The organism is Actinocorallia aurea, from assembly GCF_054783995.1.
On sequence record NZ_BAAGPQ010000011.1, the window covers coordinates 94,334 to 106,132 of the forward strand.

Consider the following 11,799-nt stretch of genomic DNA (forward strand, 5'->3'; position numbering starts at 1 on the left):
TGCCTCGATCGTAGGGGCGCCGAACTCTCCGAGGAAAGTGTGTACATTTGTCCACACTTGCCCCTTCGCTCGTCCTGTTCGCCCTGCTCGCCTGGGAATTCCTCGTGCCCAACGCCATCACACAACGCCGTTTCGCCCTGTACGCCCTGTTCTTCATCCCCGGGCTGAGCATCGCCTCCTGGGTCACCCGCACCCCTGCCATCCGCGACCATCTCGGCGCGTCCACCGCCGAGATGGGGCTCGTCCTGTTCGGGCTGTCCGTCGGCTCGATGCTGGGCATCCTCGGCTCCGGCCCGCTCGTCGCCCGGCTCGGCGCCCGCAAGGTGATCGTCGGAGGGATGCTCGCCGTCGTCCTGGCCATGCCCCTCGTCGGCCTCGGCGCGGCGCTGGGCGCGGGCTGGCTCGTCGCCCTCGGGCTCTTCCTGTTCGGCCTGGGCATGGGCTGCGCCGAGGTCGCGATGAACGTCGAGGGCGCGGACGTCGAGCGGGTCATCTCCCGGCCCGTCCTGCCCGTCCTGCACGGCTGCTTCAGCCTCGGGACCGTCGTCGGCGCCCTCGCCGGGATCGGCTTCACGGCCGTGGACTTCTCCGTCGTCTGGCATCTGGTCCTCGTCGGCGCAGTCGCCCTCGGCGTCTTCGCGTGCGCGATCCCGCGCGTCCCCGACGGCACCGGGCGATCCCCGCGCACGACCGCCGAGACCGCCGTCCGGGGCGCGGCGCCGTGGCGCGACGCCCGGCTCCTGGCCATCGGCGGCGTCATCCTGGCCATGGCGCTCGCGGAAGGCTCCGCCAACGACTGGCTGCCGCTCCTCATGGTCGACGGGCACGGCCTCGATCCGGCCCTCGGCTCCGCCGTCTACACCGTGTTCGCGGCGGCCATGACCGCCGGCCGCTTCGCGGGCGGGCCCGTGCTGCGGCGGTGGGGCACGGCCAAGGTGCTGGCGGCGAGCGCGGTCTCCGGGATCATCGGCCTGGCCATCGTCGCGGGCTCCGACAGCCAGGTGCTGGCCGGTGCCGCGGTGATCCTGTGGGGCCTCGGCGCGGCGCTCGGCTTCCCCGTCGCGCTGTCCGCCGCCGGGGAATCCGGCCCCGACTCCGCGGCCCGCGTCGCCCTCGTCTCCACGATCGGCTACGTCGCCTTCCTCGCCGGCCCGCCCGCCCTCGGCTACCTCGGCGAGACCGTCGGCCTCCGCGGCGCGATGCTCGTCCCGCTCGCCTTCCTCGCCACGGCCTTCTTCCTCACCCCGGCCACCGCCCCACGCCCAATGGCGGCGCCGGAGCCCGAACCGCTGCGCTGACCCGGCCCCTAGCGCGGGTTCTGGGGTCGGCCCGGCCCGGACAGGGGTTCTCCCGCCCCCGGCGCACCGCCTAGCGTCCTGCCGTCAGCAGCCGAGCGGGCCGGGAGGGCGAGTGCCGGCGCACACCGGGTCAGACGTCGTCGGGCAGCCCGCTCCGGCCGCGGACGCCGAGCTTGCGGTAGGCGTGTGTCAGGTGCTGCTCGACGGTGCTGACCGTGACGAACAGCAGCTCGGCGATCTCGCGGTTGCCCCGGCCCGCGCGGGCGAGCCTGACGACACGGCGCTCCGCCTCGCTCAGCGCCTCCGGATCGGGCCTGCGCCCGTGCAGCAGCGCGTCGGCCTCGCCTGGACGGCCGAGCGCCGTCAGCGCCTCCGCGGCGCCTTCCCGCCAGGAGAGGGCCGCCGACAGGTCGAGCCGCCAGGACGCCATGAGGTCGCCGCAGGCGGAGAAGTCGGCGAGCGCGGCGCGGCGGCGGCCGGTCGCGAGGTGGTGGCCGCCCCGCGCGTGCAGGTAGTGCAGGCCGGGCAGCGCCTCGAACATCGCCGCGGGCACCGGCTCCGCGAAGCACGCAGCCGCCCCGTCGTGGTCGCCGAGCGCGGTGCGGGCCCAGGCCTTGGCGGCGAGCGGGATGCCCGCGACGACGCCCCACGCTCCCGGGGACACCAGGCCGAGCGCCTCGTCGGCGCGCCGCGCGGCGACCTCCCAGGACCCGCTCCGGCCCATGACCGTCGCGCTCGCCGCGGCGAGGACCGCCCGCGCGAGGGGCGGGCGGTCCCGCGCGGCGGCGCGGAGCCGCTCGCACCAGGCTTCGGCGAGGTCGAGGCGGGCCGCCCTGACGAACGAGGCGAGCGCGGCGATCGCGGGCGCGACGGGGAACACCCGGGGCGAAAGTCCTTGCAGCAGGCTCTCCCCGGCCTCCGTGGCCCCTTCGGTGGGACCGTCGGAGATCAGTGCGTGCAGGACGAGGGCGCCGTCGCGGTACGGGTCGAGTGCCCGGATCCCGGCGGGCGGCCGGAGCCCGTCGGGGGACGCGCCGACCCGGTGGCGCAGGCCGTGCCCCGGATATGCGTAGGCGAACCAGAGCCGCATCTCCGTGAAACCCGCGTCGGCGTCCTGAGCGGCGAGGATCTCGCCCGCTTCGCCCGGCCGGCCGTGCCACAGCAGGTAGCCAACGAGCCTGAGCACCTGGTCGCGGTCGAGCGCGCCGCGCCGGTGGTCGGCGAGCAGCGCGTCGCAGGCGCCGCGCACCGAGGCGGGGTCGAGTTCCCAGGCGGCCCGCGCGAGGTCGGCGCGGATCTCGGGACGCGCCGCGTCGCGAGCGGAGCCGAGCACGGCCAGCGCCCGATCGGGCTCGTTCGCGCGCAGGGCGGTGTCCGCGGCCTCGCGCAGGGTCCGCACCGCCCACTCCCCGGCGACGCCCCCGGCGGCGACGAGGTGCCGAGCGACGACCTCCGCGGGCATTCCCTCGGCGTGCAGGAGCCGTGCCGCGTCCCGCTCCAGCGCGGCCCTCTCGGCCCGGCCCATCCGGCGAAGGACGGCCTCCCGCACGGCCTTCCCCAGCCGACCGTCGGTCAGGCCGAGTCCGGCGAGTTCGCCGAGCGCCACCGCCGCCGTTCCCGGAGCCAGCCCGAGCAGCCGCTCAAGCCTGACGGGAGTGGCTGTCGCGCGCAGCACGGCGAGCCCTTCGGCGGCCCTCCCCGCGGTGCCGTCCAGCAGCGACGCCACGGCCAGCGCGAAGAACTCCCCCGGCCGCGGCCCGTCGCCGGACGCGGCCGCGGCGTCTGCGGGGTCGCCCGCGGCGTCGGCGGGATCGTCCGCGGCGTCGCCGACGGGAGCGGCCGTCGCGTGATCGGTGAGGAGGGCGCGCAGCAGGAGCGGGTTGCCGCCGGCGACCTGCCGCCAGTCGGCGGCGCGGCCACCGGGAACTCCCGCTTCGGCGAGGACCTTCGCGGTGTCGCGCACGGAGAGGGGCGTCAGCCGGACGACGCGGACGGGGCCGCCGAGGAAGCGCGCGGCGAGGGCGTGGTCTCGGGAGGCGAGCACGACGAGGACGCCCGGAAGATCCGGGCGGCGGACCACGTGGCGCAGCCAGGCGAGGGACGCGGCGTCGGCGTCCTGGACGTCGTCGGCGCACAGGAGAAGGGGCGCGCCGTCCGACATGGCGTGCACGAACGCCACGAACCCGCCGAGATCGTCCACCGCAGGGGCACGCGCGGCGGTCGTGAACTGGGCGGCGAGCGACAGCGGCCGCTCCCGGTCGGCCGGCTCAGCCAGGGCGGACAGGCAGCGGACGCCGTCGTGCGCGGCGCGGGCGCGCAGCCCGTCGAGGAACGCGGTCTTGCCCATGCCGGGCGTCCCGCTGACGAGGAGGGCGCCGCCCTGCCCGTCGCGCAGCGCACGCAGCGCCTCACCGCCGATCCGCCCCGCCCGCGCACGGTCCCCGGCGCATGCGGGGATCGCTCCCCCGGGCGTCCCGTCGGCGAACCCCATCGTCGGCACCTCTTCCCTCCCGCCGCGCGCCCGCCCCTTCCGGGGCGGCTCTTCATCATCCCGATCCCGGGACCCGACCCGATACAGGCCCCGCGGCTCACCGCCGCACGCCTTTACAGGAGGAACACCATGAAGCCGACCCGTGTCGTCGTCACAGGGCTGGGTGCGACCACCCCGCTGGGAGGTGATGCGGCCTCCACCTGGCAGGGGATGCTCGCCGGACGGTCGGGGGTCGGGGCGCTCACGTGGGCGGAGGCCGAGGGGCTGCCCGTGCGCATCGCCGCGCGGGCCGCCGCCGAGCCCGTCGGAGACGACGAACTGGACCGGTGCCAGCGGCTCGCCCTCGTGGCCGCGCGCGAGGCGATGCGGGACGCGGGCCTCGCCGGGCGAGGGGCGGTCGATCCCGAAAGGCTCGGCGCGGTGGTGGCCAGCGGGATCGGCGGGCTGCACAGCGCGCTCGACGGCTACGACGTGCTCCGCGAGCAGGGGTGGGAGGCGCTGTCGCCGCTCGCGTTCTTCCGCCAGGGTCCGCAGGGGCCGGCCGTCCAGGTGGCCCGGGAGTTCGACGCGCGGGCGGGCGTGCACGCGATGGTCAGCGCGTGCGCGTCGAGCGCGGAGGCGCTCGGATACGCGGCGGACATGATCCGGGCGGGACGGGCCGACGTGGTGGTGGCGGGCGGCGCGGAGTCCTGCATCCATCCGCTGCAGATGGCGGCGTTCGGCGCGATGCGGGCGATGTCCACCCGCAACGGCGATCCCGAAAGCGCCTCGCGGCCTTTCGACCGGGACCGGGACGGGTTCGTGCTCGGCGAGGGCGCCGCCGTGCTCGTCCTGGAGTCGGAGGAGTCGGCGCTGGCCCGGGGCGCGCGTGTTCTCGCGGTCGCGGCCGGCGCGGGCCACTCGGCGGACGGGCACGACATCGTCCAGCCTTCGGCCGAGGGCACCGGCCTCGCGAAGGCCGTCACGCGCTGCCTGGACGCGGCGGGGCTGCCGCCGGAGCGGGTGGTCGCGATGAACGCGCACGCGACGGGCACCCCGCTGGGCGACGTGGCCGAGGCGCGCGGCATCGAGGCGGCGCTCGGCCCCGCCGCGCGCGCGGTGGCCGTCACCGCCTCGAAGTCGACGACGGGCCATCTGCTCGGCGGCGCGGGCGCGCTCGGCGCGTTGGTCGGCGTGCTGGCGCTGCGCGACGGGCTGCTCCCGCCGATCGCCAACCTCGCGCACCCGGACGAGAACGTGGCCCTTGACCTGGTGCGCGGTGAGCCGCGTGCGCTTCCGGACGGCCCTGCGGCGGTGCTCGCCAACGCGGTCGGGTTCGGCGGGCACAACGTCGTCCTGGCCTTCACCCGACCCGACTGACCGATGAAAGGATCAGAATACTGTATATGTTTTTCATTATTGACGATCACGGAAGGGAAATCTACGCTCGCGGTGGGCGCGGCGGGCCCGTAAGGGGCCCTGCCGGGTAGGACAGGGGTCCTCGGGGGCCTGGTCGCCCGCCAGGAGGCCTCGTGGACGGTTTCGGAGCCACCCCATGCGACTGTTCCCCACCACGAACCGAACCGTGAACCGAACCGCGGGCAGAGGGCTGCGGCTGGCCGCGGCGGTGTGCCTCACCGTCGTGGCCGCGGGCTGCGCCACCGAGAACACCGCCTCCACCGGATCCGATGAGAACGGTGTCACCGAGACGACGATCAAGGTCGGCGGCGTGGTCACCAAGACCAGTGCCATCGGCTTCTCCCTCGCCGAGGCCGAGATCGGGGCCAGGGCCCGGTTCGAGCGGGCCAACGCCGAAGGCGGCGTGCACGGCAGGAAGATCGACTTCATCGGGGCCGAGGACGACGGGATGGTGCCCGACAAGGGCGTCACCGCGGCCCGCAAGCTCGTCCAGCGCGAGAAGGTCTTCGCGGTCGTGCCCGTCGTCGCGACGGCGTTCGGCGGCGGCGAGTTCCTGGAGCAGCAGGGCACCCCGTGGTTCTCCTGGATGACGAACCCGCCGTGGTGCGGCAAGAAGACCGCGTTCGGCTGGAACGGCTGCTCGGTGCCGCCTCCCGAGACCGCGAAGACCCAGTCGTGGTGGAGCACGCTCATGGCCGAGGAGCTGGGCGGCTCCGAAGGCAAGTCCGCGTACCTGATCGGCACGGACAGCTCCGCCAGCCAGTACGGCGTGGGCATCATCGGCAAGGGCTTCGCCGCGACCGGGTTCCGGACCGTCACGGCCGAGGCCGCCGTGCCGCAGGCCGCCCCTCCGACGGACTGGTCGCCTTACGTGAACAAGGTCATGAAGAGCGTCGACGGCGGGGCACCCGACGTGGTCGTGTCGGTCATGTCGGGCACGAAGTTCAACACGGGCTTCTACACGGCCCTGCGCAAGGCCGGCTTCAAGGGCGCCATCACCGACGCGGTGTCCTACGACCCCAAGCTCATCGCCGACGAGGCCAGCTCCGCCGCGCTGGAGGGTGTCTACCCGTCCGTCACGTTCGCCCCGTTCGAGTCGGACGTGCCGGAGGTCGCGCAGATGAAGGCCGACATCGAGAGGACCGCCGGGGCCGACGCGGTGTACAGCCAGCACACCGCGAGCGGCTACTGGGCGGCCGACATCTTCCTGAAGATCCTCGACGAGACGGGCGAGGACCTCACCCGGGCGTCGTTCCTCGCCGCCGCCGAGAACTTCAGCTACCGCAACCCCGGCTTCGGCGAGATCGACTACCCGCAGGACAAGACCGAGTCCAATGGCTGCGGCGCCCTGGTGCAGGTGCGCAACGGCGCCTACACCGTCGCGCAGCCGCTGGAGTGCCACGACAACGTCTCGACGCAGTGACGCGCGCGGCGGCCCGCGCCGCGGAGGCGGGCCGCCGTCCTCTCCGGAAGGGTGATCGGTGACCGAACTCGTCGGCTACCTCCTGAGCGGCCTGGTGACCGGGGCCGTGTACGCACTGATGGCGTCAGGTCTGACGCTGTCGTTCTCGGCGACCGGGGTGTTCAACTTCGGGCACGGCGCCGTCGGCTTCCTCAGCGCGCTCTTGTACTTCCAGCTCACGGCGGGGCTCGGCTGGGCGGGGTGGCCCGCCGCGCTCGTCACCGTGTGCGGCTTCGCTCCGCTACTCGGGTGGACGCTGCACAAGATGATGTTCAAGGGCCTCGCGACGGCCGGGGAGACCGCCCAGATCGTCGCCACGATCGGCCTGGCGATCGCGCTGCCCGCGCTCGGCCTGTGGGTGGTCGACGTGCTGACCGGCACGTTCGGGCTCGACCTGCCGCAGGTCATGGAAGGCGCGTCGGCGCGCGGGCTCGGGCCGCAGCCGGCGGACGCGTGGCAGATCCTGGGCGTCGTCATCGACAGCGACCAGCTCACCGTCTTCGCGCTCGGCGCGCTGACCGCGGCCGTCCTGTGGGTGCTGCTGCGCCGCACCTCGCTGGGCCTGCGCATGCGCGCGGCAGTAGACCGGCGCACCCTGGCGACGCTGCGCGGGGTCGACGCCGACGCGGCCTCGGCGCGGGCGTGGATGCTCGGCTCGGCGCTCGCCGGGCTCGCGGGCGTCCTCGCGGTGCCCACGCTCGGCCTCAACGCCGGCGCGTACACGGTGCTGCTGCTCGCGTCGGCGACGGCCGCGGTGTTCGGACGGCTCCAGTCGATCCCCGTGACGTTCGCGGCAGGGCTCGGGCTGGGCGTCGTGCAGAACCTCGTCGCCGGTTACGCCGACTTCGCCGGGTCCGTGACGGGGCTGCGCACTGCCGTCCCGACGCTGCTGCTGTTCGTCGGGCTGCTCGTGCTCGGCCGCTCGCGCGCGCGGGTGGCCGGTTCGATGGCGGAGGACGCTCCGCCCCCCGATTACCTCGCCGACCTTTCGCCCCTGCGCCGCGCCTTGCCTTGGACGGTCTCCTTGGCGGCCCTCCTTGTGTGGACCTTCACGCTGGGCGATGAGTACTGGGTCGGGATGGTCGCCCAAGGGCTGGCGCTCGCCTTGGTGTTCAGTTCGTTCGTCGTCGTCACCGGGCTCGGCGGGATGGTGAACCTCGCGCACGCGTCCCTCGCGGCCCTCGCGGCGCTGACGACGGGCATGGCGTTCTCCTCCGGCGTGCCGTTCCTGCTCGCCCTCGTGCTCGGCACCCTGGCCGCGGTGGTCGCGGGGGCGGTCGTCGCGCTCCCCGCGCTGCGGCTCGGCGGGCGCGTGCTCGCCCTGGCGACGCTGGCGCTCGCGCTGCTCGCCGAACAGGTCCTCTTCCAGATCGACGGGCTGTCCGGCGGCACCGTCGGATGGACGCTGCCCGCGTTCTCCCTCGGCTTCGCCGACACCAACGACGCCCGCGTCCGGGTCGTCGTCCTGCTGGCGCTGCTCGGGCTCGTCGCGCTGCTCATCCGCAACCTGGAGCGCTCGGCGTCGGGCCGGGCGGTGCTCGCGGTGCGCTCCGCGCCCACGGCGGCGACCGCCGCGGGAATCTCGGCGACCCGTGCGAAGATCACCCTGTTCGCGCTGGCGTCGGGCATCGCGGGGCTCGGCGGCGTCCTGTTCGCCACGTTCAACGGGGCCGTCACCGCCACCGACCTGCCCGCGCTGACGGGCTTCACCTGGCTGGCCGTCGTGGTCCTGCAAGGCGTGCGGCGCGTCGCGGGCGCGCTGCTCGCCGGGCTCACCGTGGTGCTCTTCCCCGAGTTCCTCGCGCTGTTCACCGACTCCCAGTACGTCGGGATGATCCTGTTCGGGCTCGGCGGCGTCCTGCTCGCCCGCCATCCCGACGGGGTCCTCGCGCAGACCGCGGAGCAGCGCCACCGCGCCCGCGCCCGGACCGCGCCGACCGAGCCCGCTCCCGCGGCCCGCACGGTGAAGGCCCCCGAGGCGACGCCCGGCGCGCTGTTCCGGCTGGAGGGCGTCGTCGCCGGGTACGGGGACGCGACCGTGCTGCGCGGGGTGGACCTCGAGGTCCGCGCGGGCACGGTGACGGCACTGCTCGGCGCGAACGGGGCAGGGAAGTCGACGCTGTGCGCGGTCGCCGCGGGCACGCTGGCCCCGACGGGCGGGCGGGTCCTGCTCGACGGGGCCGACATCACCGGTGTGCCCGCGCACCGCAGATCCCGGGAAGGGCTGTATCTCGCCCCGGAGGGGCGCGGGGTGTTCCCGGCCCTGACCGTCGAGGAGAACCTCGCGCTCTCGCTCCCGGACGCCGCCGACCGGGCCGCCGCCTACGAGCGGTTCGCGGCGCTCGCGGCCCGCCGGAGGGTCGCGGCGGGCGCCCTGTCCGGCGGGGAGCAGCAGATCCTCGCGCTCGCGCCCGCGCTGGTCCGCCCGCCCCGGCTGCTCATCGCCGACGAGCCGTCCCTCGGGCTCGCGCCGCTGGTCGTCGGGCAGATCCTCGAACTGCTGACGGAACTGCGCGACAAGGGCACCGCCCTCCTCCTCGTCGAGGAGAAGGCGCGGGAGGCGCTCGCCGTGGCCGACACCCTCGCGTTCATGCGCCTCGGCCGGATCCTGTGGACGAGGCCCCGCGCCGACGTCGCCGCCGAGGACCTCTCCGCGGCCTACTTCACCTCGACCTGAGCGGCCACCTGAGCGGCAGGGCGCAGGCGGTCGAGGACGAGGTCGAGCGCCAGGCGGAGGTGGGCGGCGTCGCCCGTCGCCAGGAGGATGACGACGCCGCCCTGGACCGCCGCGAGCAGCGCGGCGGCCGCCTCTTCGGGGGTGAGGTCCGCGGACATGCGGCCCGCGTCCTGCATGCGGCGGACGCCCGCGGCGAGCGCGCGCTGCCAGCGCTCGAAGAGGTCGGCGACGATCTCGTCGTGGTCCTCGGGGGTCAGGCGGCCGAGGAGGGCGCGCAAGGGGCAGCGGCGGCCCTGCGCGACGTAGCGGGCGATCACCTGCTCGCGCCAGGCCTCCCAGGTCGGCCAGTCGCCGAGGTCGTCCAGGGCGGGGCGCTGGTCGGCGAGGACCTGCTCGGCCTCGTGGCGGGCCGCCTCCTCCAGCAGGGAGACGCGGCCGTCGGGGAAGTAGTGGAAGAGCTGGCTCTTGCTGGTGGCGGTGACGGCGCGGACGTCGTCGAGGGAGACGTCGGGGCCGCGCTCGCGCATGAGGGAGGCGGCGCCCTCGACGATCCGGCGCCGGGTCTCCTCGCCCTTGCGGGTGAGCCTGGGGGGCATCCTCGGGACCTCCTTTGGACTATGCAGTCCAGTTTATCGCCTAAGGTGATTGGACCAGATAGTCCAGAACTCGGGGAGCATCCCATGGACCAGGACCTCAAGGGGCGGACCGCCCTCGTCACCGGCTCCACCGCGGGCATCGGCGCGGCCATCGCCCGGGCGCTGGCCGCCGAAGGCGTCCACGTCGTCGTCTCCGGGCGGGACACCGCGCGCGGGGAGGCCGCCGTGGCGGCGATCCGCGGCGAAGGCGGAGCGGCCGACTTCGTCAGGGCCGACCTGGCCGGGGGCGAGACCGCCGTCGCCGACCTCGCCGACCGGACGACCGCCCTGGTCGGCACACCCGACATCCTCGTCAACAACGCCGCGATGCTGCTGATGCCCCGGCCCACCGCCGACCTCACCGAAGCCGACATCGCCGAGGCCTTCACCGTCAGCGTCACCGCGCCGATGCTGCTCACCGGCCGGATCGCCCCCGCGATGGCGGCCCGCGGCCACGGCGCGATCGTCACACTCGGCTCGATCAACGCCGTCACCGGCATGCCCGGCTCCGCCCTCTACAGCGCCACCAGGGCCGCCGCGCACTCCCTGACGCGCTCGTGGGCCGCCGAGTACGGCCCGTCCGGCGTCCGGGTGAACACCGTCGCGCCCGGCCCGACCTCCACCGAGCGCAACCAGCGGATCCGCGAGCACCTCGACGGCATGGTCGCCGCGATCCCCTCGCGCCGGCTCAGCACCCCCGAAGAGGTCGCCGCCGCCGTCGTCTTCCTCGCCGGCTCCGCCTCCGCCAACATCCACGGCACCGTCCTCACCGTCGACGGCGGCTTCACCATCACCTGACGGCCACGACCCCCGGAGGGCGCCAGCGGCGGCCCGCCGTCCAGCGAGGTCCCGGGCCAGGAGCGCGACGCGCGCTCCCGCGGCCCGGGAGATCCGCCCGGCGGATCAGGCCTGAGGAACGGGGGCGGGCGGGCGGCGGCGGGAGAGGGCCACGCCGGCGAGGCACAGGACGCCGCCGACGACGGCCGCGGAGGTGGGGAGTTCCCCGAGGAAGGCCCACGCCATGAGGACGACGAGGGCGGGGACGGCGTAGGTGGTGGCCCCCATGCGACCCGCCGTCGTCCGGGAGAGGGCGTAGGCCCAGGTGGTGAAGGCGAGGGCGGTCGGGAAGACGCCGAGGTAGACCATGTTGAGGGTCGCCGACGCGGGGGCGTCCGAAGCCTCGTCGAGGAGGACGCCCGCGAAGGGCAGGCACAGGACCGCGCCGATGAGGCAGCCGAAGAACGTGGCCTGCAAGGCGGTGGCGTGCCTGAGGGCGGGCTTCTGGGTGACGACTCCGGCCGCGTACGTCAGCGCCGCCACCAGGCACAAGACGACGCCCAGGACCGAGGCCCCGTCCTCCCCCCGGGAAGCGAGGCCGACGACCACCGCGCCCGCGAAGGACACGGCGAGGCCCGTGAAGAGGGTCCTGGGCAGTCCCTCGCCGAGGAACCTGCCGCCGAACAGGGCGATGAGGATCGGCCCGACGTTCACCAGCATCGCGGCGGTGCCCGCGTCGACCTCGCGTTCGCCCCAGTTGAGCGCGACGAAGTACAGGCCGAACCACAGGACGCCGGACCAGAGGATCCCCGGCCAGGCCGCGCGCGGCGGCAGGCCCTCGCGGCGGACCGCCCAGAAGATCCCGAGGACGAGCGCGCCCGTGGCCAGCCGGCCGAGGGCCAGGGCACCGGGCGAGTAGTGCGCGCCCGCGCTGCGGATCGAGACGAAGGCCGAAGCCCAGAAGAAGACGGTGATGCCGGCCGCCGCGAGGGCCGTCCTGTCGGGCCCGCGTTCCGCGGCCGTGTGCGTGCTCATGCCCCGACGGTATGCCCGGGATGTTT

The 11,799-nt window shown here is 74.9% G+C and carries 8 protein-coding genes; 5 read left to right on the forward strand and 3 right to left on the reverse strand.

Annotated elements, in window-relative coordinates; translation table 11 throughout:
- The first annotated feature begins 47 nt into the window (after positions 1–47).
- A complete protein-coding gene (locus tag ACYVOM_RS12110; RefSeq protein ID WP_460303395.1) occupies positions 48–1,298 on the forward strand; it encodes an MFS transporter in 1,251 nt (416 codons plus the stop codon).
- Between the two features lie 130 nt (positions 1,299–1,428).
- Here the strand turns inward: ACYVOM_RS12110 and ACYVOM_RS12115 are convergent, their stop codons facing one another.
- The gene (locus ACYVOM_RS12115; RefSeq protein WP_460303396.1) at positions 1,429–3,789 is read right to left on the reverse strand and encodes a helix-turn-helix transcriptional regulator; all 2,361 of its coding nucleotides are present in this window, start codon (positions 3,787–3,789) and stop codon (positions 1,429–1,431) included.
- A gap of 129 nt (positions 3,790–3,918) precedes the next feature.
- Here ACYVOM_RS12115 and ACYVOM_RS12120 point away from each other — a divergent pair, with 129 nt between their 5' ends.
- The 3 genes from ACYVOM_RS12120 to ACYVOM_RS12130 all read left to right on the forward strand — a co-directional run bounded on the left by ACYVOM_RS12120 (position 3,919) and on the right by ACYVOM_RS12130 (position 9,326).
- Entirely contained in the window at positions 3,919–5,148 is a 1,230-nt protein-coding gene (locus ACYVOM_RS12120; RefSeq protein ID WP_460303397.1) for a beta-ketoacyl-[acyl-carrier-protein] synthase family protein, read from the forward strand.
- 205 nt (positions 5,149–5,353) lie between these two features.
- The gene (locus ACYVOM_RS12125) at positions 5,354–6,610 is read left to right on the forward strand and encodes an ABC transporter substrate-binding protein (protein WP_460303398.1); all 1,257 of its coding nucleotides are present in this window, start codon (positions 5,354–5,356) and stop codon (positions 6,608–6,610) included.
- 58 nt (positions 6,611–6,668) lie between these two features.
- Positions 6,669–9,326, forward strand: a complete 2,658-nt coding sequence (locus ACYVOM_RS12130; protein ID WP_460303399.1) for an ABC transporter permease subunit — start codon at positions 6,669–6,671, stop codon at positions 9,324–9,326.
- On the opposite strand, the gene ACYVOM_RS12135 is transcribed toward ACYVOM_RS12130, so the two are convergent.
- Positions 9,308–9,922: a TetR/AcrR family transcriptional regulator gene (locus tag ACYVOM_RS12135; RefSeq protein ID WP_460303400.1), complete on the reverse strand. Its 615-nt coding sequence runs from the start codon at positions 9,920–9,922 to the stop codon at positions 9,308–9,310. The genes ACYVOM_RS12130 and ACYVOM_RS12135 overlap by 19 nt on opposite strands.
- Positions 9,923–10,006: 84 nt before the next feature.
- Here ACYVOM_RS12135 and ACYVOM_RS12140 point away from each other — a divergent pair, with 84 nt between their 5' ends.
- Positions 10,007–10,759, forward strand: a complete 753-nt coding sequence (locus ACYVOM_RS12140; RefSeq protein ID WP_460303401.1) for an SDR family NAD(P)-dependent oxidoreductase — start codon at positions 10,007–10,009, stop codon at positions 10,757–10,759.
- 105 nt (positions 10,760–10,864) lie between these two features.
- Here the strand turns inward: ACYVOM_RS12140 and ACYVOM_RS12145 are convergent, their stop codons facing one another.
- The gene (locus ACYVOM_RS12145; RefSeq protein ID WP_460303402.1) at positions 10,865–11,773 is read right to left on the reverse strand and encodes a DMT family transporter; all 909 of its coding nucleotides are present in this window, start codon (positions 11,771–11,773) and stop codon (positions 10,865–10,867) included.
- Positions 11,774–11,799 lie beyond the last annotated feature (26 nt).